Origin of the sequence: Tsuneonella mangrovi (genome assembly GCF_002269345.1) — a bacterium.
Classification (GTDB): domain Bacteria; phylum Pseudomonadota; class Alphaproteobacteria; order Sphingomonadales; family Sphingomonadaceae; genus Tsuneonella; species Tsuneonella mangrovi.
This window is the reverse complement of record NZ_CP022889.1, coordinates 1,493,730-1,515,774: the sequence shown is the minus strand read 5'-3', so window position 1 is coordinate 1,515,774 and position 22,045 is coordinate 1,493,730. Positions and strand designations below refer to the sequence as shown.

At 65.3% G+C, this 22,045-nt stretch carries 18 protein-coding genes; 8 read left to right on the top strand and 10 right to left on the bottom strand.

Going from position 1 to position 22,045, the window contains the following annotated elements; genetic code table 11:
- The first annotated feature begins 15 nt into the window (after positions 1 to 15).
- Complete coding sequence (locus tag CJO11_RS07350; RefSeq protein ID WP_095012131.1) at positions 16 to 1,374, top strand: TldD/PmbA family protein; 1,359 nt, start codon at positions 16 to 18, stop codon at positions 1,372 to 1,374.
- Between the two features lie 4 nt (positions 1,375 to 1,378).
- Here the strand turns inward: CJO11_RS07350 and ppa are convergent, their stop codons facing one another.
- Both ppa and CJO11_RS07340 read right to left on the bottom strand, forming a co-directional pair.
- Positions 1,379 to 1,912 carry an inorganic diphosphatase gene (ppa, locus tag CJO11_RS07345; RefSeq protein WP_095013275.1) on the bottom strand — a complete coding sequence of 178 codons (534 nt, stop codon included), beginning with the start codon at positions 1,910 to 1,912 and terminating at the stop codon, positions 1,379 to 1,381.
- 148 nt (positions 1,913 to 2,060) lie between these two features.
- Positions 2,061 to 4,001, bottom strand: coding sequence for a M61 family metallopeptidase (locus tag CJO11_RS07340; protein ID WP_095012130.1), 1,941 nt, complete (start codon positions 3,999 to 4,001; stop codon positions 2,061 to 2,063).
- Positions 4,002 to 4,093: 92 nt separating this feature from the next.
- Between CJO11_RS07340 and hisS the strand changes: the two genes are divergently transcribed.
- The 6 genes from hisS (at position 4,094) to metK (ending at position 11,139) form a co-directional block, all read left to right on the top strand.
- Positions 4,094 to 5,365: a histidine--tRNA ligase gene (hisS, locus tag CJO11_RS07335; RefSeq protein ID WP_095012129.1), complete on the top strand. Its 1,272-nt coding sequence runs from the start codon at positions 4,094 to 4,096 to the stop codon at positions 5,363 to 5,365.
- Entirely contained in the window at positions 5,362 to 6,432 is a 1,071-nt protein-coding gene (prfA, locus tag CJO11_RS07330) for a peptide chain release factor 1 (protein WP_095012128.1), read from the top strand. The genes hisS and prfA overlap by 4 nt, the downstream gene beginning before the upstream one ends.
- An 88-nt stretch (positions 6,433 to 6,520) precedes the next feature.
- Complete coding sequence (gene prmC, locus CJO11_RS07325; protein ID WP_095012127.1) at positions 6,521 to 7,339, top strand: peptide chain release factor N(5)-glutamine methyltransferase; 819 nt, start codon at positions 6,521 to 6,523, stop codon at positions 7,337 to 7,339.
- A 236-nt stretch (positions 7,340 to 7,575) separates the two neighbouring features.
- Positions 7,576 to 8,247: a DUF4167 domain-containing protein gene (locus CJO11_RS07320; RefSeq protein WP_095012126.1), complete on the top strand. Its 672-nt coding sequence runs from the start codon at positions 7,576 to 7,578 to the stop codon at positions 8,245 to 8,247.
- 14 nt (positions 8,248 to 8,261) lie between these two features.
- Positions 8,262 to 9,866, top strand: a complete 1,605-nt coding sequence (gene lnt, locus CJO11_RS07315) for an apolipoprotein N-acyltransferase (RefSeq protein WP_095012125.1) — start codon at positions 8,262 to 8,264, stop codon at positions 9,864 to 9,866.
- A 58-nt stretch (positions 9,867 to 9,924) separates the two neighbouring features.
- Complete coding sequence (gene metK, locus CJO11_RS07310; protein WP_095012124.1) at positions 9,925 to 11,139, top strand: methionine adenosyltransferase; 1,215 nt, start codon at positions 9,925 to 9,927, stop codon at positions 11,137 to 11,139.
- Between the two features lie 7 nt (positions 11,140 to 11,146).
- Here metK and CJO11_RS07305 read toward each other — a convergent pair whose 3' ends face one another.
- The 6 genes from CJO11_RS07305 to CJO11_RS07280 all read right to left on the bottom strand — a co-directional run bounded on the left by CJO11_RS07305 (position 11,147) and on the right by CJO11_RS07280 (position 16,785).
- Positions 11,147 to 12,418 carry a spinster family MFS transporter gene (locus CJO11_RS07305; RefSeq protein WP_095012123.1) on the bottom strand — a complete coding sequence of 424 codons (1,272 nt, stop codon included), beginning with the start codon at positions 12,416 to 12,418 and terminating at the stop codon, positions 11,147 to 11,149.
- 41 nt (positions 12,419 to 12,459) lie between these two features.
- Entirely contained in the window at positions 12,460 to 13,590 is a 1,131-nt protein-coding gene (locus CJO11_RS07300; protein ID WP_095012122.1) for an NAD(P)H-dependent flavin oxidoreductase, read from the bottom strand.
- Positions 13,587 to 14,237: a CoA transferase subunit B gene (locus CJO11_RS07295; RefSeq protein WP_095012121.1), complete on the bottom strand. Its 651-nt coding sequence runs from the start codon at positions 14,235 to 14,237 to the stop codon at positions 13,587 to 13,589. The genes CJO11_RS07300 and CJO11_RS07295 overlap by 4 nt, the downstream gene beginning before the upstream one ends.
- Positions 14,238 to 14,249: 12 nt before the next feature.
- A complete protein-coding gene (locus CJO11_RS07290; protein ID WP_150124994.1) occupies positions 14,250 to 14,942 on the bottom strand; it encodes an HAD family hydrolase in 693 nt (230 codons plus the stop codon).
- A 224-nt stretch (positions 14,943 to 15,166) separates the two neighbouring features.
- On the bottom strand, positions 15,167 to 15,934 hold the full coding sequence (locus tag CJO11_RS07285; protein WP_240504346.1) for an HAD family acid phosphatase: 768 nt from the start codon (positions 15,932 to 15,934) through the stop codon (positions 15,167 to 15,169).
- 143 nt (positions 15,935 to 16,077) lie between these two features.
- On the bottom strand, positions 16,078 to 16,785 hold the full coding sequence (locus CJO11_RS07280) for a CoA transferase subunit A (protein WP_095012118.1): 708 nt from the start codon (positions 16,783 to 16,785) through the stop codon (positions 16,078 to 16,080).
- Positions 16,786 to 17,225: 440 nt separating this feature from the next.
- On the opposite strand from CJO11_RS07280, the gene CJO11_RS07275 reads away from it, so the two are divergent.
- The gene (locus CJO11_RS07275) at positions 17,226 to 19,553 is read left to right on the top strand and encodes a CDC48 family AAA ATPase (RefSeq protein ID WP_095012117.1); all 2,328 of its coding nucleotides are present in this window, start codon (positions 17,226 to 17,228) and stop codon (positions 19,551 to 19,553) included.
- 16 nt (positions 19,554 to 19,569) lie between these two features.
- Here the strand turns inward: CJO11_RS07275 and CJO11_RS07270 are convergent, their stop codons facing one another.
- A complete protein-coding gene (locus CJO11_RS07270) occupies positions 19,570 to 20,646 on the bottom strand; it encodes a mechanosensitive ion channel family protein (RefSeq protein WP_095012116.1) in 1,077 nt (358 codons plus the stop codon).
- 58 nt (positions 20,647 to 20,704) lie between these two features.
- Positions 20,705 to 22,033, bottom strand: a complete 1,329-nt coding sequence (locus CJO11_RS07265; protein WP_240504345.1) for a sensor histidine kinase — start codon at positions 22,031 to 22,033, stop codon at positions 20,705 to 20,707.
- Positions 22,034 to 22,045: the final 12 nt, after the last annotated feature.

Sequence of the window (22,045 nt, the reverse complement as noted above, 5' to 3'; positions counted from 1 at the left end):
GCCTAGCCGGGAGCGATGAATATCGCTCCACCTTCCACCAATTCCGCCCTCGACATTGCCGCAGCGCTCGTCGAGGCCGCGCATCGCCACGGCGCCGACCACGCGGACGCGTTGCACACCGTTTCGCGGTCGCAATCGATCTCGATGCGGCTCGGCAATCTCGAGGATGTCGATCGGTCCGAAAGCGCCGAGGCGGGACTCAGGGTGTTTGTCGGCCAGCGGACCGCGAGCGTATCGGGCAGCGACCTTTCGCCGGCAGCGATCGACGAGCTGGCCGAGAGGGCGGTCGCGATGGCCCGGATCGCACCCGAGGACAAATACGCCGGGCTGGCCCCGGCAGATCGCCTCCTGAAGGGTGAGGCTGCCGATTTCGAGCTTGTCGATCCATCGTCGATCTCTCCCAAGGAACTGCGCGAGATGGCCCTCGCTGCCGAAGATGCCGCGCGTGCGGTTGCGGGAGTGACCAATTCCGAAGGCGGGGGAGCGAGCGCAAGCGAAGCGCAAGTCACGCTGGCGACCAGTAACGGCTTTGCCGCCAGCTATCGCGGGACCAGCTTCGGAATTTCGGCGAGCGTGATTGCCGGGTCGGGTGAAGCGATGCAGCGCGATTACGCCTATCGCGCGATGCGCCACCGCGAAGACCTGCTTGCGCCGGAAGAGATCGGTCGGCTGGCGGGCGAGCGCGCGGTCGCGCGCCTCGATCCGGCGGCAATCGCCAGCGGACCCATGCCGGTGGTGTTCGCTCCGCGGGTCGGCGGTTCGCTCGTCGGCCACCTGGTGGGTGCGATGTCGGGTGCGGCAGTCGCGCGCCAGCACTCGTTCCTGATCGGGCACGAAAAGGAAATGCTGTTCCCGAGCGATATCCGCATCGTCGAGGATCCGCACAAGCTGCGCGGCCAACGCTCGCGGCCGTTCGACGGCGAAGGGGTGCCGACCGCGCGCAAGGCCTTGGTCGAAAACGGGCAGGTCACCGGCTGGCTGACCAACGTCGCATCGGCTGCGCAGCTCGGGCTCGACCTCACCGGCAACGCAACCCGCGGTATCGGTGGATCGCCCGGGGTCGGATCGAGCAATCTCGACCTGCTCGCGAGCGAGACCGATGTCGCCGACCTCATTTCCGACATTCGCGACGGGGTGCTGATCGATTACCTCATCGGCCAGGGAGTCAATCCGGTGACGGGCGATTACAGTCGCGGCGCGGCGGGCAGGCGGATAGTCAATGGCGAGATCACCGGGCCGATCGCCGGATTCACGATCGCCGGGAACCTGCTCGAGATGTTTTCCCGGATGCGCGTTGCGAACGACCTGGAGACCTGGCGCGCGATCAACGTGCCCACTATCCGGATCGATGGGATGACCGTGGCGGGAGGCTGAACGCTCAGGCCTTCGTCTGATAGCGTTCGATCGCTTCGCTCACGATCCGCCGCGCATCCGCTGCATCGCCCCAATTGCCGATGCGGACCCACTTCTCGGCTTCGAGATCCTTGTAGTGGGTGAAGAAGTGCTCGATCTGCTGGAAGATGATCGACGGCAGGTCCTTCGTTTCCGCAACGTCCGAATAATACGGGAAGGTTGTGTCGATCGGCACGCAGATCAGCTTTTCGTCGCCGCCGTGCTCGTCTTCGAGGTTGAGCACCCCGATCGGGCGGGCACGCACGACACAGCCCGGGATGAACGGGCTGCGCGCAATCACCAGCGCGTCGAGCGGGTCGCGGTCGGGCGAAAGCGTGTGCGGCACGAAGCCGTAGTTTGCCGGGTAGCGCATCGGGGTGTGAAGGATCCGGTCGACGAACAGCGCACCGCTATCCTTGTCGAACTCGTATTTGACCGGTTCGCCGCCGGTGGGGACCTCGATGATGACATTGAGGCTTTCGGGCGGATTATCGCCCACGGGAATCTTGTCGATCTGCATCTGCTTTCCACTCGGTGCCAGCCCGCTCCCAGCCATGCGCCTGGGATTCGAGGCAGCCTCTAATGCGGCCATTGCTGCACTGCAACAATGATTCGGAGGGATTGGACCGAAGATCCGGAGCTTCGGCCCAATCCTTGCCGGAGAGTGGTCAGTCGCGCGGGGCGAGCAGCTTGTCGAGGCCCTGTTCGCCCGGTCCGACCGGCTCGAGTACCGGATAGCGCAGCCCACCGTGGTAATCGATCGGGATCGTCGAGAACGTCTCGCCGCGTCTCACGAGCAGCTCGATCGGATCCTTCGAGTTCACCGCCGCGGTGATCGCGTCCTTCATCACCTCATCGCTGTAGTCGCGGCCGTTGACCGCAACGACTGTCGCTCCATCGACGATGCCCGCCTTGAACGCCGGGCCTTCCCACAGCGACGAATTCACATTGCCGTCCTTGCCCAGCGACATGCCCAGCGAATAGGTCAGGTCGAGCGACTTGCGCGCGGCCATCAGCCCCTTCTGGTAGGCGTCGGGCTTGTCGTGGAACACCAGCTTGTAGCCGGCCATTTCGATACCGTTGAGCGGGGCCGGCTGGCCGGGCTCATAAAGCCGGGTCTTGAGAAACTTCGCCCAGTCGTAGGGGTAGACCTGGTTGAGGTCGTTTACGACCGTATCGAACGTGTAGGTGTTGATCCCCCAGTCGCCATTGCGCACCCCGAAGAACACCTTGGCGAAATCGTCGAGACCCTTCTTGCCGCCCGTACCCTTGCGGATGATCTGGTCGGCCTCGAGCCACACCAGCGCGCCTTCGACGTAATAGTCTTCGTTGCGCGACAGCGAGGGGTAAGGCTGAGGTCGGCGGCCGTCGACGATCGGATCGTTGGTCGTGTCTTCGACCGAACGCCATTTGCGGCCCGGCTGGCCCTCGGAGTAAAAGGCGGCGGCGCGGGCAAACTGGCCGAGAACGGTGTCCTTGGTCTGGATGCCCGAGCGGGCGGCGAGCACGTAGCCCCAGAACTGGGTCTGACCTTCGTACACCCACAGCAGCGAATCCTGCATCGGGGTGCGATAGTCGGGCGTCCACAGGTCGGCCGGGCGGCGGTACTTGCCGTTCCACGAATGGACCAGCTCATGCGCGACCACGTTGTGGTCCCAATCCATGTTGTCCCAGTCGGTAAACGCCTTGGGCTCGAACTGGTTTTCGCTCGAGCGATGGTGCTCGAGGCCGATGCCGCCCATCCGGTCGGTCAGCGCGAGCAGCGTATCGTAATGGTCGAAGTGCCGCGCGCCGAACAGGTCGTCGGCCTGGGCGTAGAGGTTCTTGAACGCCTGCAGGTTCTGCGGCGCAAGCGCGAGATCCTTGGGTTCGTCGGCCATCACGTCGAGCTTGATGTTCTTACCGACGTCCCAGCTCTGGGCATACTTGCCTGCAAAGATCGGCGAATCGACCAATGTCTCGTAGTCGACGGTCGACCAGGTCACGGTGTTGCCGGTGCGGGCCTTGCCGTCGAGCGCAGTGAACACCGTCCACCCATCGGGCACGGTCACGGTCGGGTCGATCGCGATGCGCCGGGTGTAGTGGCCCGCCGGATAGAGGCTCATCTTTTCCCACTGCAGGTTGAGCATTTCCTGCGTCATCGTAATCCGGCCCTGACTGCGGTCGAGCGGCGAGGTGTGGATGAACTTGGCGGTCACCACCTTGGTGCCGGCCGGCAAGTCGAGATGGAAGGCGTAAACGTCGAGCGGGTCGCGCAGCCAGGTTACCGGCTTGCCGTCGGCGTAGAAATAGATGTTGGCGAGAAGGTTGATCGGCCCGCGCGCGGCGTGGTTGCCGGGCAGCCACTCGGGATAAAGCAAGGTAAGCTTGGTTGTATCCGCAGGGACCGGGATCGTCTCTGTCACCTTGTAGAGCCCGCGCACCGTATCGGTTGCGTCGATGTTGAGCTTGATCGTCCCGCCCGGCCACGGTGTGTCCGCCGGGAGCGGCGTCGCATCGTTGAGCTGCACCGCGACCGGCCGCGACTTTTCAACGGTCTGGGCGATTGCGGGGGTTGTGGAGAGCGAAAGGGCGAGGGCTGCCAGCGGCAGTGCGATCCGGTTTTTCATGGTGCTCCAATGCTTCAACAATCCGTCGGATTCAAGCACCGGTTCGACGAGCGTCTTTTCGCCGCCGACCGAACGCGCTAACGCGCCAGCCCATGAGTTCCAAGACGCCCCAGGCCATTCGCGGCACCCAGGATATTTTCGGCGCAGACGCGGAAGCGTTCGCGTTCGTGGTCGAGACGTTCGAGCGCGTGCGCAAGCTCTATCGCTTCCGCCGCGTCGAAATGCCGGTGTTCGAACGCACCGAAGTGTTCAGCCGCGCGATCGGCGAGACCACCGACGTGGTTTCGAAGGAAATGTATTCGTTCGAGGATCGCGGCGGGGAATCGCTCACGCTGCGGCCCGAGTTCACCGCCGGGATCGCCCGCGCCTACCTGTCCGATGGCTGGCAGCAGTACGCGCCGCTCAAAGTCGCGACCCACGGCCCGCTGTTCCGCTACGAGCGCCCGCAGAAGGGCCGCTATCGCCAGTTTCACCAGCTCGATGCGGAGATCATCGGCGCGGGCGAGCCGCAGGCGGATGTGGAGCTGCTGGCGATGGCCGACCAGCTCTTGAAGGAGCTCGGCATCGAGGGCGTGACGCTCCAGCTCAACACGCTGGGCGATGTCGCCAGCCGCGAGGCATGGCGCACGGCGCTGGTCGAGCACTTCCGCGCGGTGAAGGGCGACCTCTCCGAGGATTCGCAGGATCGGCTCGAAAAGAACCCGCTACGGATCCTCGACAGCAAGGACTCGCGCGATAGACGCTTCGTCGCCGATGCGCCGAAGATCGACGCGTTCCTGTCGGACGAAGCACTGGCGTTCTTCGAAAGCGTGACCAGCGGCCTCGATGCGGCGGGGGTCAAGTGGGCGCGCGCCGAAAGCCTCGTGCGCGGGCTCGACTACTACCGCCACACCGCGTTCGAATTCGTGCCCGACGAAGGCTCGGCCGCAGCCAACGCGCTCGGCAGCCAGAGCACCGTGCTCGGCGGCGGGCGCTACGACGGATTGATGGAGAGCCTTGGCGGTCCGGCAACCCCAGCGGTCGGTTGGGCCGCAGGGATCGAGCGGCTGGCGATGCTGGTGGGGGAGCGAGAGGCCGCTCCGCTTGAGGTCGCATTAGTAGTCGAAGCAGAAAGCTTGCTTGTCGCTGCTCAGTGGGCGGCCACCACATTTCGATCCAACGGAGTGAGCGTCGAAATCTTTGCCAGCGGCAGCCCTCGAAAGCGCTTCGACAAGGCGGTGAAAAGCGGTGCGGAGGCGATCATCTCCTACGTCATTGAAGAAAGTGGCTTCCCCAACATGATCGTGAAGTGTGACTGGGACACACATCAGAAGTTGGTCAAGGCAGGGTTGGTCGATCTCAACGTGACATCCCGCGCTCCATGACCATCCCGCTCGAACGTCTCGACCAGATCACGCATCGCTTCTCCGAGCTCGAGGCGCGGATGGCGTCGGGCACGCTCGAGGGCGATGCGTTCGTCCAGGCGAGCCGGGACTATGCCGAACTCGAGCCGGTCGCCCGCGCGGCGGAGCAGGCGCGCACGATGCGGGCCGAATTGGCCGAACTCGAAGCGCTCGACGATTCCGATCCCGAAATGAAGGCGCTGACCGAAGAAGAGATCATGCGCCTGCGCAACGAACTCCCAGCGGTCGAGCGCGCGCTGGCAATCGCGATGCTGCCGCGCGACGCGGCGGACGCGCGACCGGCGATGCTCGAAATCCGCGCCGGCACCGGCGGCGACGAAGCCGCGCTGTTCGCGGCTGACCTGTTCCGGATGTACGAACGCTTCGCCGCCGAGCAGGGCTGGCGGGTCGAGACGATCAGCCTCAGCGCGTCCGATATCGGCGGCTTCAAGGAAGTCGTCGCCAACGTCACCGGCAACGGCGTGTTCGCAAAGCTCAAGTTCGAAAGCGGCGTCCACCGCGTGCAGCGCGTGCCGGTGACCGAAAGCGGCGGGCGCATCCATACCTCCGCCGCGACCGTCGCGGTGTTGCCCGAGCCCGACGAGGTCGACATGACGATCGACCCCAACGACCTCAAGATCGACATCTACCGCTCAAGCGGCGCGGGCGGCCAGCACGTCAACACCACCGATTCGGCGGTGCGGATCACGCATATTCCCAGCGGGATCGTCGTCGCGATGCAGGACGAACGCAGCCAGCACCGCAACCGCGACAAGGCGATGCAGGTGCTGCGTGCGCGGCTCTACGAGCAGCGACGCGAGGAAGCCCACGGCGCGGAGGCCGAAGCGCGCAAGGCGATGGTCGGCAGCGGCGACCGTTCCGAGCGCATTCGCACCTACAACTTCCCGCAAGGCCGGGTGACCGACCACCGCATCGGGCTGACGCTGCACAAGCTCGACGACGTGCTCGCCGGGCCGGGCCTGGGCGAGCTGGTCGATGCGCTGATCGCCGAGGACCAAGCCAAGCGGCTCGCCGCGCTGGGAGAATGAGGATCGCTCATCCGTTCGTGTCGAGCGTAGTCGAGACACGTTCGCACAACCGCCTCTCGACTCTGCTCGAGGCGAACGGGGTGAGGTTGTGACCACCGCTGCCGAAGCGCTGCGCGATGCCACCGCGCAGCTTGAGGGCGAATGGGCGCGCAGCGATGCCGAACTGCTGATGGCGCACGCGCTGGGCGTGTCGCGTTCGGACCTGTTGCTGCGCCATATGCGCGATCCGGTGCCCGGGGGCTTTGAGGCGTTGCTTGACCGTCGGCTGGCGCACGAGCCGATCGCCTATATCCTTGGCTCCGCCGAATTCTACGGTCGGCGTTTCACGGTCACGCCCGACGTTCTGATCCCGCGCGGCGACAGCGAGACCGTGGTGGCGGCCGCGCTGGAAGCCTGCCCGGCGCCGCGCCGCGTGCTCGATTGCGGCACCGGTTCCGGCGCACTGTTGCTAACGATCCTTGCCGAGCGGCCCAAAGCGTCAGGCGTCGGTATCGACCGCGCGCCCGCGGCGCTCGCAGTGGCCCGCGAGAACGCCGCAGCATTGGGCCTTGGCGAACGGGCCGATTTGCACGAAGCCGACTGGGCGCAAGCACACTGGGCAAACGACCTTGGCACCTTCGATCTCGTGATCGCCAACCCGCCCTATGTCGAGGACGATGCTCCGCTCGATCCGTCGGTGCGCGATTTCGAACCCGCAGGCGCTCTGTTTGCAGGCCCCAATGGTCTTGACCAATACCGGATCCTCGTCCCGCAGCTGTCAAGCCTGCTCGAGACTGGCGGCGTGGCGGTACTCGAAATCGGCGCAAATCAGGCGGAATCGGTCGCCGCCATCGCTCGCGAATCGGGCTTTGCCGTACAGGTGCGCAAGGACCTGGCGAATCGCGACCGTGCATTGATTCTGACTTAAGGCTTGGCAAACGCTACGCGCACGACTACGTCTTGCCTCAGGTCTCCGGTCAGCGGCGCGTTTCGCAACCGGTCAGGCCTAGCTCCGACAATTGCAAACCAGCCGGGCATCGGGCCCGAGCACAGGTGCAGGTGGGGCACCGCAAACCGAATGGCGGTTGCGGCCACAGGGGTCATGCGATCAGCGCCCGGCAAACGATTGCTCCGGGTCGATCAACGGTAAGGAAGAGAGATTCCTTGAACAACAATCGCAATAACAACCGTCGCCGCGGGCGCGGTAATCGCCAGCAAGGCGGCAACAACCAGAACCGCATCGACAATCGTGCGCGCGGCAATGCCCCGCAGCTGCTCGACAAGTACAAGAAGCTTGCGCAGGACGCCCAGCACAACGGCGACCGCGTGCAGGCCGAATACTACCTGCAGTTCGCCGACCACTATTTCCGCGTGATCGCCGACAACAAGTCCCGCCAGGACGAAGCGCGCGGCCGCAGTCGCGACGACCGCGATGCCAACAACGACGACGGTGACGATAGCGACGGCGAGACCGATTTCGACAATCGCGACCAGCGCCAGCAGTCGCGCGGCCGCAATTCGGGCCGCCAGCGCAACCGGCGCGACGATCGCGAGAGCGATGGCGATGATCGCGACGACTCGAGCGAAGACGACGGCAATGAATACGAACCGTCGGATAACCCTTTCGTGCGCGGCAACCGCAGCCAACGTAACCCCGGCCGACGCTCGCGCCAACGCGATGACGACGGCGACAGCGGCGGCGAAATCGATTCGAGCGCGCTGCCACCGTCGATCAGTGCAAGCGACGATGACGACGAAGCACCGCGCAAGCCCGCACCACGCCGCCGCCGCAAGGCCGCAGATGACGATGACGACAGCCTTAAGGCGGTTGGCTGACCGGTAGCGGGAGAATGCCGGTGGATCGCGTCGAGCTTCCCGTGCGACGCGCTTCGCACTGGCTGACAACCCACCCGCGCATTGCGGCGCTCGGTGCCGGGCTGCTCGCTGCGCTCGGTTTCCCCCCGCTCGACCTGTGGCCTCTCGCACTGCTCGGGATGGCTGCGCTTGCTGCGCTTGTCGCCCAATCGAGCAGCTGGCGTCGTGCTCTGGCCATTGGCTGGCTGTTCGGTGTTGCCCATTATTCGCTGGCCAACAACTGGATCGCTACGGCGTTTTCCTACCAGGCGGCGATGCCAGCTGCGCTCGGCTGGCTCGCGGTGCCGCTGCTCTCGCTTTACCTCGCGGTCTATCCGGCGCTCGCTGCCGCTGCGGCCCGCGCGATTGGTGGACAGCGCCCGCTGCCGGTCGCCTTTGCCCTCGCCGGTAGCTGGATCGTTGCCGAATGGCTCAAGAGCTGGGTGTTCACCGGCTATGCATGGGACCCGTTTGGCCTTGTGTTCCTTGGCGGGTTCTCCCGCCCCGGGATCGCGGCACTGCTGCCGTGGCTGGGAACCTATGGCCTCTCGGGCCTCGCGGTGCTGGTCGCGGGCGGGATTGCGTGGCTGGTCATCGCACGCGCATGGTGGCGCGTCGTGACGGTGTTCGCGCTCCTGGCGATCGGGATGTACCTGCCTAGCCCGCCATCGCGCCCCGGCACAGTCGATTTCACGTTGGTCCAGCCCGACATTCCGCAGAGCGAGCTCGACAACCCGGCGCTCTACGAAAGCCAGTTCCAGAAGCTCGCTGCGCTGACCGCGCCGCGGCATGATGACGGACGCAGGCTGGTGCTGTGGCCCGAATCGGGTGTGCCGGATTACCTGCGCGAAGGCTATCCAGAGCAATACTACCTTGCGACCACAGCCGGCGGCGACCCGCGCTATGCCCGCCAGCGGATCGCGCGGGTGATCGGCCCGGGCAGCCTGCTGATGACCGGCGCGGTCAATCTCGAAATTGCCGACAAGGGCACGCCCGATGCACACGCGATTGGTGCCTACAACGTGGTTACCGTGCTCGATGACAAGGGTGATATCGTCGGCTCGTACGCCAAGGCGCACCTGGTGCCCTACGGCGAATATTTGCCGATGCGCTGGCTGCTCGAACCGCTCGGGCTGCGTCGGTTGGTGGCGGGCGCGATCGATTTCCTTCCCGGTCCCGGGCCGCGCACGCTCGACTTCGGGCCTTACGGCAAGGCCGGGATGCAGATTTGCTACGAGATCACCTTCTCGGGCCAGGTCGTCGATCCGCAAGTGCGCCCGGACTATATCTTCAACCCGTCGAACGATGGGTGGTTCGGCAAGTTCGGCCCGCCGCAGCATTTCGCCCAGGCGCGGATGCGCGCGATCGAGGAAGGGCTGCCGATCCTGCGCGCGACCACCACCGGGATCAGCGGGGTGATCGACGCACACGGCGTCGTGCGCCATGTTCTTGCCGCCAACGCGCCGGGGCGGCTCGACGGCAAGGTGCCACTCCCGCTCCCGCCCACGCTGTTTGCCCGGCTCGGAAACCTGCTTCCGCTCGGCTGGGCATTGCTCCTGTTGGGCCTCTCGCTGCTTGCCATGCGGCGGAGGGATCGCTAGGCCTGCGCGCACTTCAAATCGAGACATAAAGCTCTCTTTATATCGGGATCGGAAATTCATGCGCGCCGACTATCTCTTCACGTCCGAAAGCGTGTCCGAAGGGCACCCCGACAAGGTTTCGGACCAGGTTTCCGACGCTATCGTTGACCTGTTCCTGTCGAAGGACAGCCAGGCGCGCGTAGCGTGCGAAACGCTGACCACGACCCAGCGCGTGGTGCTTGCGGGCGAGATCCGCTGCAAGGGCGTTTACGAGAATGGTGCATGGGCAGACGGCGCACTCGAGGAAATCGAGCAAACCGTGCGCAACGTCATCAAGGATATCGGCTACGAGCAAGCCGGCTTTCACTGGGAAACGCTGGAGTTCGAGAACTACTTGCACGGCCAGAGCAGCCATATCGCGCAAGGCGTCGATGCCAGCGGCAACAAGGACGAAGGCGCGGGCGACCAGGGCATCATGTTCGGCTTTGCGTGCGACGAAACGCCCGATCTGATGCCGGCACCGATCGACTATAGCCACAAGATCCTCCAGCGGATGGCGATCGACCGAAAGAGCGGCGCGGCGCCGTTCCTCGAGCCCGACAGCAAGAGCCAGGTCACTTTGCGCTATGTCGATGGCAAGCCGGTGGCCTGTACCGCGGTGGTGGTCAGCACCCAACACGCGGCAGGCTACGACGCGGGTGAGCAGGAAGCCGAACTTAAAGCCTACGTGAAGAAAGTTGTCGGCGAAATCCTGCCGGCAGGGTTCGTCTCCGACGATACCAATTGGCACATCAACCCGACCGGTTCGTTCGAGATCGGGGGGCCCGACGGCGACGCCGGGCTCACCGGGCGCAAGATCATCGTCGATACCTACGGCGGGGCCGCCCCGCATGGCGGCGGTGCGTTCAGCGGCAAGGACCCGACCAAGGTCGATCGCTCGGCAGCCTATGTCACCCGCTATCTCGCCAAGAACGTCGTTGCCGCCGGACTAGCGAAGCGCTGCACGATCCAGGTCGCTTATGCAATCGGTGTGTCCGAGCCGCTCTCGCTCTATGTCGATACGCACGGGACCGGGACGATTGCCGACGACAAGCTCGAGGAAGCAATTCGCGAAGTCGCCGCGCGCAAGCTGGGCGGACTGACCCCGCGCGGTATTCGCGAGGGGCTGGGGCTCAACAAGCCGATCTATCGCCGCACCGCCGCCTATGGGCACTTCGGGCGCACCGCGGAAGGCGACAGCTTCCCTTGGGAGCGGACCGATCTCGCGGCGGACCTGCGTGAAGCGGTGAGCTGACCTCCGGCTAAATCCGGCCTTCGCGCACGATTGCCAGGTCAGCGGCGACGTCGCGGGCGGCCCACAGGTAATGCAGCGCGGCCCACAGATAGACGATCGCTGTCCAGGCCATTGCAACCGATAGCGCGTGGCCCGCGGGCATGCCCATTGCCGCCAGCCGATCGCTCGCGGCCCCGACGACCACCGGGCCGATCCCCCCAGCGAACCCGAAAATGATGTTGAGCAGTGCATTGGCGGTTGCCCGCATTCTCGGGTGCATCATGTTCTGCAAGGTGCCGAAGGTCATCCCGAGATAGGTGAACTGCAGCAGGACCGCGATCGCCACCAGTACCATCAGCAGCCATAGCTCGTTGCGAGTCACGGCGAAGGCATAGAGCGGCCCGCCTATCGCCAGGCTGATCCCCGGCACCAAGGCATAGGCTGATGGGAAGCGCGGCGCGAGCTTGTCTGCCAATGCGCCACCCGAAAGGACCGACAGGCTCGCCGGCAAGCTGGTGATCAGGCCCGCGTAGAGCCCCGCGTGGGCCAGCGAGATCCCGAACCTGCGCATCAGCATCGCCGCGAAGAATGCGCTCAGTCCGAAACCGGCTAGCGAGGCGAGCACCGACCCGGCCACCAGGTGCCGCGCGCTAGGCAGTTCGACGAACCGGCGGATGACCGCGCCGATCGGAGGGACGTTGTCGTCGTGGGCTTTGTCATGCTGGCCGCGGGGCGGCTCCTTGACGAACAGCCAGACCAGTAGCGCCAGCACTACACCCGGTGCTGCGGTGATGAAGAATGCCTCCCGCCAGCCCCAGTGCTGCGCCACGTAGCCGCCACCGGCGAGCCCGATGAAGATCCCGAGCGGCGGCGCGAGCAGCATGACCGACATCGCCGAGGCACGCTTTTCGGGCGGGAAGTAATCCGCCACCACCGACTGGTTGGCGGGCAGGCCGACCGCTTCGCCGACCCCGACCGCGATCCGCGACAGCAGCAACTGCGTCCAGTTCTGTACCAGTCCACACGAAGCCGCTGCTATCGACCACAGCAGCGTGCCGACGACCGTGAACGAGAGCCTGCGTTTCCTCTCCGCGAGCCGCGCGATCCACAGCCCAAGCAGGATATTGAGCGCGGCATAGGCAAAGCCCAGCAACCCGATCTGCGTGTCGTCTAGGTGGAATTCGGCCTTGAGCGGCTCGACCAGCGCATTGACGACGATCCGGTCAACGAACCCGATGGTGCCGATCGCGGTCAGCAGGGTGAGCGCCAACGCTGGGGATGGTCGGCGAAGGCGCGACATGATGCCGAAGCTAGGCCGCGATCGCGCCGTCGGCAAGCCGCCTATTCGAATGCCGCGTTGAGTGCGGACACCGCTTCGACGAATTCCTCGCGGAATGACTGCACGATTGCCCGTGCCGGCCGCACGCTGTCGACCAGGCCGACACCCTGCCCGACGAAATAGGTTACCAGTTCGCGCGCATCTTCGTTGCCGGCCTCGACCGCGCGCTCGATCTTCGCCAGCGCCGGTTCGGAAACCATGCCCATCAGCGGCATCGGCAGCGGGCCGGGGCTACCGTCGCCGTCCCATGCCGCGTGCCAGCCACTCTTCAATTGGCGGGCGGGTTTGCCGGTCCGGCTGCGCGATCGCACGGTGTCGCGGCTGCGCGCGGCGACCATCTTCGAACGGAACGCGTCGCTCGCCTCGCTTTCGGGCGTCGCCAGCCAGACCGAGCCGGTCCACGCGCCTTGCGCACCCGCAGCCATCATCGCTGCCATCTGCCCGCCGGTCATGATCCCGCCAGCCGCCAGTACCGGCGTGTCGTGGCCTGCCGCCTGCAGCGCGCGGACGACTTCGGGGATCAGCACCAGCGTCGAAACTTCGCCGCAGTGCCCCCCGGCCTCGCCGCCTTGGGCGACGATAATGTCGACCCCGGCTGCGGCCTGCCGCAGCGCGTGTTCCTTCGCCCCGACGAGCGCTGCGACCGGTACGCCGCGCGCGCGGCCTTCGGCGATCATCTCGGGCGGAGCGATCCCCAGTGCATTGGCGATCAGGCGGATCGGGTGGCGGAATGCCACTTCCATCAACGCGAGGCCGTTTTCGGGCGTGATCCCCATGCGTTCGCGCAGTTGGGGTACTTCGCGTCCGGCGTCGATTCCGTACTGCGCCAGCAGGTCGGCAGCGAAAGCCTGGAACTGCGGGTCGATCGCCGCCGCGCGCTCGGCATTGTCGTGCAGCGCCGCGACCCGCGGGTCGATTGTTTCGGGGACCAGCACGTCGACGCCATAAGGCGCGCCGTCGACATGGGCGTCGATCCACGCGAGCTCTTCCTCGAGCTGATCGGGGCTGAACCGCGTCGCGCCGAGCACACCGAACCCGCCCGCCTTGCTCACCGCGGCGACCACGTCGCGGCAATGGCTGAACGCGAACAGCGGGAACTCCGCCCCCGTCAGGCGACAGGCCGCGTTGTTCATGCCGGTTGCAGCGCGACTTCGTAGTGCGCTGTCGTCTTGGCCGCCACTTCGTCCGCCGTTACGCCGGGAGCCAGCTCGATCAGGCGGAACGGGCTGCTGTGATCGGCGCGGTGGAACACCGCGTGGTCGGTGATGATCATATCGACAACGTTCTTGCCGGTCAGCGGCAAGGTGCACGCCGGAATGAACTTGGGATCGCCCGCCTTGCTGGTGTGCTCCATCACCACGATGATTTTCTTGACCCCGGCGACGAGGTCCATCGCCCCGCCCATGCCCTTGATCATCTTGCCGGGGATCATCCAGTTGGCGATGTCGCCGTTCTCGGCAACTTCCATCGCGCCCAGCACGGTCAGGTCGATATGCCCGCCGCGGATCATTGCAAAGCTCTGCGCGCTGTCGAAGTATGCGCTGTGCGGCAGCTCGCTGATGGTCTGCTTGCCCGCGTTGATCAGGTCCGCGTCGACTTCGTCGTCATAAGGGAATGGGCCGATGCCGAGCATCCCGTTCTCGCTCTGCAAGGTAACCTGCATCCCTGCGGGGATATGGTTGGCAACCAGCGTCGGGATACCGATGCCCAGGTTGACGTAATAGCCATCCTTCAGTTCGCGCGCCGCGCGGGCGGCCATTTCATCTCGGGTCCAGGGCATGCGATTCGTCCTTCAACTGAGCGGTTGGGGTATCAGGAACCATCCCTTGCCGACCAGCTTTTCCAGCGGCAGCGCGGCGGACGGATCCTTGAGGTAGGCATAGAGTTCGTCGAAATCGGTGCGATCTTGGCCGGCAATCGCAACCACGCAGTACTGCTTGGCGAAGTCCTGGCGCCGGGTTTCCTTGCGGTCGTCGGGGTACCTCAGCAGCACCAGAGTGTCTTTCCCGTCAGGGTCCAGCCCCGATGCGACCAGGGCCCTGGAGATTGCGCCCGCCTTGTCGGCTGTCGCGCCGGACGCCCAACCGACCGTGATGCCATCGTTGCGCAAGCGGGCGAGTGCAGTGGCAAGGCCCGGCGCGGCGGCCGGATGCTCTGGAACGGCGAATGTGCTGCCTTTCGGATCGAGGTCGACAAGTACCGCAGCCGGGTGGACCGAGCAGACCGCGGTCTTGCCGTCGAGCGCGGCCGGGTTTGCGAGCATGGCGGAGTGGCGCTCGTATCCAATCGGCGGGACAGTGCCGGCCTTGTCGGCGTAGTCGGCGAACGCCGCGATCGGGTCGGCGATGCTGCCACCATCGGAAATCCCGCCTGCGGTTCCGCTTGGCGGCGGCAATCCGCCCGAGACTATCTCCACCTGGTCGCGGCGGAGCTTGCCCGCCAGCGCGACTTGCGCGGGCGAAGACGCCGGTATGGCTGTTTGCACTGGAGACGGCGCATCGCTTGGCGCAGCTGGTGTTGCAGTGGCGGGTGATGTCGCGGCTGGTTCTGTGGTAGCCGGGGCGTTCGCAGCGTCCTGCTTGTCATGTTTGTCCATGCTGGTCCGGGCCAGGGCCCCTCCGGCGATGATCGGAACCATCGCCGCTGCGCATCCCGACAGCAGCAGCGACCCTGCAACAAGGCCAATGAGGGCTGTCGAGCGCGATCGCATTACTTGCCCGCTGTGTTGCCCATACTTTCGGGCGTCCAGCGCTTGTCGGGCGGAAACACCTCGTCCATCGTCCCGCGCAGGCCCGGCCCATAGGTCGGGTTGGGGAGCAGGAACCAGCCGTTGCCCCACATCTTCGCAGCCCAGCCATGCGCGGCCATGCTGCGCCGCGTCTTGATGTTGAGTCCCTTGGCGTTGAACAGGTCGGCAAAGTCGCCCATCTGGTCCCCCGCCATCGCGACCACGCAATAGCGCTGCGACAGCGTTTCGCGGCGACCGTCCTTTTCCGGATTGCTGCTGGCATCGCCGCGCAGGAACAGCGTATCGCCATGCACTGCCGGACCGAACCCGAGCTTGTCGAGCGTTTGGGCGGTGCCTGCGGCGGCAATACCATCGCGGTTGGTGCTATAGATCACCTTCACGCCCATCTGCCGCATCGCCTTGACCGCGTAGAGCGCGCCGGGAACGGGGGCTGCCTTGTCGGTCCCGCTCGTCTGGTAGGCGATCAGGTTTTGCCGGTTGGCCCTGCCTTCGGCGAGCAGCGCCTCGTAACCGAGGTTGAGTATGGCGGTTTCGTCGACATCGAGGATCGCCGCGAAAGGCTTGTCGCCGCACGGCACGAACTGCGCTGGGCCGTCGCCGGGGTCGCTTGCCAGCACGACGCTATCGTGCGGCCGGTCGGCGACAGCGCTCCGCACGTAATCGACCATCGCGTGATAGACCTGGATCGATTCGGCCGCTCCTTCGGCCGAGCCGTAGAGCCACTGCATCCGTGCGGGCGCGGGTGAATCACCTTCAATGGCGGCAGCCTTTGCGGCAACTGGCGCTGTCGGTGCAGGGGGTACTGCGGCGGGCGTGGTCGCGCACCCCGTCAGGGCCAAAGTGGCAAGCGACAACCTCGCCCAATTGCGGATCATGCCGATTCCCGTTCGCGCACGGTGCGGAACTCGATCTTCTTGTCATAAGGTGCGCCGACGATCATCCGCTGGACGTAGACCCCGGGCAGGTGGATGCAGTCGGGATCGAGCGATCCGGCGGGGACGATCTCCTCCACTTCGACCACGCAGACCTTGCCGCAGGTTGCCGCCGGCTGGTTGAAGTTGCGCGCGGTCTTGCGGAACACGAGGTTGCCGGTTTCGTCCGCCTTCCATGCCTTGACGATAGCGAGATCGGCGAAGATCCCGCGCTCGAGCACGTACTCCTCGCCGTCGAACACCTTGGTTTCCTTGCCTTCGGCAACCTGCGTACCGACGCCGGTCTTGGTGTAAAAGCCCGGAATGCCCGCGCCGCCCGCGCGCATCCGTTCGGCCAGCGTGCCCTGGGGGCAAAACTCGACCTCGAGTTCGCCGGAAAGGAACTGGCGTTCGAACTCCTTGTTCTCGCCGACGTAGGAACTGATCATCTTGCTGACCTGCTTGGTGCGGAGCAGCTTGCCGATTCCCTCGTTGTCGATCCCGGCGTTGTTGCTGGCAAAGGTCAACCCGGTGACCCCCGAATCGCGGATTGCATCGAGCAAGCGTTCAGGGATGCCGCACAGGCCGAAGCCGCCGCTGGCGATCACCATGTCGTTCTTGAGGATGCCGTCGAGCGCGGCGGCAGCGTCGGGGTAGAGCTTGTTCATGGGGCGGTTCCTTAGCGTGCGGTCACAGGCCTGTCACGCGCCGCTCCCTAGCGCCAGCAGATTCGGCGGCGATCGATTGTGCGACGCAGCAACGTTCGAGATTCGATGCGGGAGAGTTGTATGATCGGTTGTCATATAATCATGATTATAAACAGGTATTGCTATTTAAGTTGCAGTATTTGCAACACTCTATGAGTATTTCGCACTTGCACAAATCGCTGCCTACTGACATCAGTGTAGGTGCCTTTCAGGCATCCTCTCCCAAGACTTCAAGGGCTCGGCGGGCTTCCCCTCCGAGCCCTTTTTTCTTGAGCCTCCGGCTTTGCGACCAATCCCGCCGGGCGCGCGCGAGGCACCTAATCGATCCTCGTTCATTGGCAAATCAGCGAGCGCTCCCTAGTTCGGAGCACTACCGATGACGCGATGGAGGCCTTTCCGCGATGCCCGAAGCTGACACAGCGACACAGGAACGAACCGTCAGGCTCCAGGTCGCGGCGGCCCGGCAGGAGGAATCGGGGCAAGGGATCGCCCGGATGCCCCGCTCCGCGTTCCAAGCGCTCGGCATAACCGAAGGCGACGTGGTCGAAGTGGTCGGCAAGCGTGCGACCGCCGCCGTTGCCGCACAGGCGTTCCCGGAAGACGAGACGCTCGATGTGGTCCGGCTCGACGGGCTCCAGCGCGGCAATGCCGAGATCGGTTCGGGCGAACATGTCACCATCCGGGCGGCCGAATCGCGCCCTGCCACGCGCGTCGTGTTCGCGCCTGCCCAGCGCGAGATGCGCTTGCAAGGGCCGACGCAGGCGCTGCAACGCAATTTCTTCAGGCGCCCGCTGGTTGCCGGCGATATCGTCGCCACGACCGGCCAGCAACCGGTCCAGAACATGCCTCCCGAAGTGCGCCGGATGTTCAACGCCCCGGCTTATGCCCTGACCCAGATTCGCTTGAGCGTGGTATCGACCAGCCCCAAGGGGATCGTCCACATCGACGAAAACACCGAGGTCGAACTGCGCGCGGCTTACGAAGAGCCGCGCGATGCCCGGGCGGTGGTCAACTACGACGATGTGGGCGGCATTGACGACACGATCCAGCAGCTGCGCGAAATGGTCGAGCTGCCGCTGCGCTATCCCGAACTGTTCACCCGGCTGGGGGTCGATCCGCCGAAAGGCGTGCTGCTCCACGGCCCGCCCGGAACCGGCAAGACCCGGCTGGCGCAAGCGGTCGCCAACGAAAGCGATGCAAACTTCCTGATCATCAACGGCCCGGAAATCATGGGGTCGGGCTATGGCGAGAGCGAGAAGCACTTGCGCGCAGTGTTCGAGGAAGCGGCCAAGGCCTCGCCGGCGATCATCTTCATCGACGAGATCGATTCGATCGCGCCCAAGCGCGACCGGGTTTCCGGCGAAGCGGAAAAGCGCCTCGTCGCCCAGTTGCTTACGTTGATGGACGGACTCGAAGCGCGCGCCAACATCGTGGTGATCGCAGCGACCAACCGCCCCGATGCGATCGACGAAGCGCTGCGCCGGCCCGGACGGTTCGACCGCGAGATCGTGCTTGGAGTGCCCGACGAAAAGGGCCGCCGTGAGATCCTCGCGATCCACACCCGCGGGATGCCGCTGGGCGACAAGGTCGATCTCGGCGAACTCGCGCGCACCACGCACGGCTTCGTCGGGGCCGATATCGCGGCGCTCGCGCGCGAAGCGGCGATCGAATCGGTTCGCCGGATCATGCCGAAGCTCGACCTCGACGAGCGCACGATCCCGCCCGAGGTACTTGAAGAACTGCTGGTGACGCGCGACGACTTCCTCAGCGCATTGAAGCGCGTCCAGCCGAGCGCGATGCGCGAAGTGATGGTGCAGGTGCCGAACGTTGGCTGGAGCGATATCGGCGGCCTCGCCAAGGCGACCGAGCAGCTCAAGGAAGGGATCGAGCTGCCGCTCAGGAACCCCGAGGCATTCCACCGGCTGGGAATCCGCGCGGCCAAGGGCTTCCTGCTCTACGGCCCGCCGGGCACCGGCAAGACCCTGCTCGCCAAGGCGGTTGCCAAGGAGTCGGAAGCCAACTTCATTTCGATGAAGGCCAGCGACCTGTTGTCGAAATGGTACGGCGAGAGCGAGCAACAGATTGCGCGAATGTTCCAGCGCGCCCGTTCGGTTGCCCCGTGTGTGATCTTCCTCGACGAAATCGACAGCCTCGTGCCGGCGCGCGGCAGCGGACAGGGCGAGCCTGCGGTCACCGGCCGGGTGGTCAACACGATCCTGGCCGAGATGGATGGGCTGGAAGAACTCCAGTCGGTCGTCGTGATCGGCGCGACCAACCGCCCAACACTGGTCGATCCGGCACTCTTGCGTCCGGGTCGGTTCGACGAGCTGGTCTATGTCGGCACCCCCGACAAGGCCGGCCGCGAACGGATCCTGAGCATCCATGCGCGCAATATGCCGCTGGCGAAGGATGTCGACCTCGGCGCGATCGCGAGCAAGACCGACCGGTTCACCGGGGCCGATCTCGAAGATGTCGTACGCCGTGCGGGGCTCAACGCGCTCCGACGTGCGGGCGGCGAAGTCGAGAGCGTTACCGGGGCCGACTTCGCCGAAGCGCTGGCGGAATCGCGCGCCACGGTCAGCGCGGAGATGGAAGCCGAATATCAGAAGATGCGCGGCGAGCTGAAGAAGCGCGCGGCCGAAGCGCATCCCAGGATCGGCTTTATCTCCGATGGAATGCTCGAGCCGACCCGCGAGTTCAAGCACGGCCCGCCCGAAGGCGATCGCTAGCCGGATTCTCTCGGGATCAGGGTCTCACGCGGGCGTTTGCCGCCTCGACCTCCAGCCGGTGTCGCAGCAGCGCATCGGGCATTTCCCGCCGTAGCCAGTCGAGCATGTGTTCGCGAACCCTGCTTCGCAGCGCGAACAGGTCGCCGATCGAGTTGGAACTCATGCCAAGCCGTAGCTCGATGCTTTCGGGGTGGGCTTCGGTCATTACCAGCGTGCCCATGCGGTGGTCCCATTCGGGTTGCTGCTCGAGGAACCGCTCAAACTCGGCGCGGATCGGCGCGACCTCGGTCGCCGGGTCTAAGTGCAGGAAAACCGGCCCTGACAGTTTTTCGCTGACGCGTGACCAGTTTTCGAAGCTGGTATCGAGCAGGCGACTGGTCGGCACGATCGCGGCGCGTTCGTCCCACATCCGCACGACCACGAAGCTCATGCGGATTTCCTCGATCCGCCCGGTGAACCCGTCGACCACCACAAGATCGCCGATCCGCACTGGCTCGGTGATCGCCATCTGCAGGCCGGCGATGAGCGACTTGAGAGCCGGCTGTGCCGCCGCGCCCACTGCCAGCGCGGCCAGGCCCGCAGAGGCCATCAGCGTGACCCCGACCTGGCGCACGCCGGGGATCCCCAGAAGCATCAGGCCGACAGTGATGAACACGATGATGAAGGTGGCGGTGCGCGAAAGGATCGCGATCCGTGTGCGTTGGCTGCGCGCTGCGGCGAGTTCCTCTTGCGCTTCCGCCCGAATATCGAGCACGAGCGCGAATGCGCGGACGATTGCGAAGGCCATCCAGCCGAGCAGCGCGGGGACCACGAACTTGCTGACGCCCAGCCAAAAGTAGGCCACCCAGGAATCGACCTGCGCCACCAGCGAAATCCCGACCGCCAGTATCGCCCAGCGACTGGGGGCATGCAGTTTTGCGACAACGAGATCGTCCGCACCGGTTTCGGTTCGTGCGGCGATCCGCCTCAACAAGGCAAATACGGCAGAATGGATCAGCAACGAGGCAGCGACCGCCAGCACGACATAGGAGACCGCATGGATCAAGGCAGGCAGGTCGAGGGTGTATCGGGTCAGGTCGAGTTCGCGGAACATGGCGGGAGACCTATGGATGCCGGTCGGTGGTGGCAAGGGCCCTGGCAGACATCATGCGCTAATTCGAGGCAGGGAAAGCAATTGTCACCTCAAGACCGGAAGGGGCGAAGTCGCGCTCGATGCTGCCGCCCAATTGCCGGGCGGCGCTGGTGATCAGCAGGCTGCCGAAGCCTTTGCGTTCGGGCTCGTTCGACGCGGCTGCCTCGCGCGCGGCGCGCTGATCGTCGGCCATGCCCTGCTCGATCCACGCGATGCGCACTTCGCCGTCTTCGAGGTGCCAACGCACGGTCAGCAGGCCCCCAACCGCCCAACAGCCGTATTTCACGGCGTTTGTCGTCAGTTCGTGGAGGACGAGGCCGAGCGGTGTCACCTGGCGGGCGTCGAGTGCGATTGCCGCACCGTCCAGATGGGCTTCGCGGTCGCTCGCGAGATATGGCTTGACGGTCGTTTCGACTAATTCGCGGAGCTGCGGGGCAGAGGTTGCGCCCAGCCCCTGGGTTACTTCGTGTGCGGTCAGCAACGCGTGGATCCGGTCGGCAATCCCGTCGGTCACCGGTTTTGCTTCGGGTGCGCTGCGCGCTCCCATCCGGACGATCGCGAGGATCACAGCGAACAGGTTCTTCACTCGGTGGTTGAGTTCGCGCGCGAGCAGGTCCGCGCGGTCGCGTGCTTCGGCGAGCGCCGCAGCCTGTGCCGCTTCGGCCTCGGCTTTCGCGGTCCGGCCGACCAGCAGGTAGCCGAACACAAGCGCGACCGTGAGCAGGATCAGCAAGCCGCTGAGAAGCGGCATCACGCGCCCTTCCGCGCGCGCGGTGTCGGCAGTGGCAGTGCTGAGGATCTGCTGCTCGATATCCTCCATCTCGCGGATCGCGAGCTTCAAGCGGCCCATCGACTCGAGACCTTCGTCGCTCAGGATCAGCGCTCGCGCGCCCAGCAGGTCGCGCGTGTCGACCAGCTTCACTGTCTGGTTCATTTCAGCGAACTTGGCATCGGCAAGCGTCTGGATCTGGTCGACCAGTTCGCTCTGGCGCGGGGTCATCCCGGGGCCGAGCAGTTCGCGCAAACGGGCGATCGCGGGGCGGTAGGTGTCCTTGGCCGAGAGATACGGGCCGAGGTAACGCCGGTCGAGCGTGATGACGTAGCCGCGCTGGCCGGTCTCCGCGCTCAGCGCGGCCCGGCTGATGTTGCGCAGCTGGAGCAGGACGAGGTTGGTGCGCTGGACCTGTTCGCGCTCGTGCCGTTCGGCTTCGACTGTCTGGAAGATCAGCATGACCGCCCCGATCAGCGCCGCGGCGATGACTGCGAACACGAACAGGTTGCCCCACTGGCGGACAAACCGACGCAGGGCGTCGCGGGCCATCGCCATCCCGTCTGATGGTTCGCTCATCGATCGAGCCTA

Bases quoted from the DNA above. Each gene is read 5' to 3' on its own strand.
- CJO11_RS07350 (WP_095012131.1), top strand. From the start codon at position 16: ATGAATATCGCTCCACCTTCCACCAATTCCGCCCTCGACATTGCCGCA.
- ppa (WP_095013275.1), bottom strand. From the start codon at position 1,912: ATGCAGATCGACAAGATTCCCGTGGGCGATAATCCGCCCGAAAGCCTC.
- CJO11_RS07340 (WP_095012130.1), bottom strand. From the start codon at position 4,001: ATGAAAAACCGGATCGCACTGCCGCTGGCAGCCCTCGCCCTTTCGCTC.
- hisS (WP_095012129.1), top strand. From the start codon at position 4,094: ATGAGTTCCAAGACGCCCCAGGCCATTCGCGGCACCCAGGATATTTTC.
- prfA (WP_095012128.1), top strand. From the start codon at position 5,362: ATGACCATCCCGCTCGAACGTCTCGACCAGATCACGCATCGCTTCTCC.
- lnt (WP_095012125.1), top strand. From the start codon at position 8,262: ATGCCGGTGGATCGCGTCGAGCTTCCCGTGCGACGCGCTTCGCACTGG.
- metK (WP_095012124.1), top strand. From the start codon at position 9,925: ATGCGCGCCGACTATCTCTTCACGTCCGAAAGCGTGTCCGAAGGGCAC.
- CJO11_RS07305 (WP_095012123.1), bottom strand. From the start codon at position 12,418: ATGTCGCGCCTTCGCCGACCATCCCCAGCGTTGGCGCTCACCCTGCTG.
- CJO11_RS07300 (WP_095012122.1), bottom strand. From the start codon at position 13,590: ATGAACAACGCGGCCTGTCGCCTGACGGGGGCGGAGTTCCCGCTGTTC.
- CJO11_RS07295 (WP_095012121.1), bottom strand. From the start codon at position 14,237: ATGCCCTGGACCCGAGATGAAATGGCCGCCCGCGCGGCGCGCGAACTG.
- CJO11_RS07285 (WP_240504346.1), bottom strand. From the start codon at position 15,934: ATGCAGTGGCTCTACGGCTCGGCCGAAGGAGCGGCCGAATCGATCCAG.
- CJO11_RS07280 (WP_095012118.1), bottom strand. From the start codon at position 16,785: ATGAACAAGCTCTACCCCGACGCTGCCGCCGCGCTCGACGGCATCCTC.
- CJO11_RS07275 (WP_095012117.1), top strand. From the start codon at position 17,226: ATGCCCGAAGCTGACACAGCGACACAGGAACGAACCGTCAGGCTCCAG.
- CJO11_RS07270 (WP_095012116.1), bottom strand. From the start codon at position 20,646: ATGTTCCGCGAACTCGACCTGACCCGATACACCCTCGACCTGCCTGCC.
- CJO11_RS07265 (WP_240504345.1), bottom strand. From the start codon at position 22,033: ATGAGCGAACCATCAGACGGGATGGCGATGGCCCGCGACGCCCTGCGT.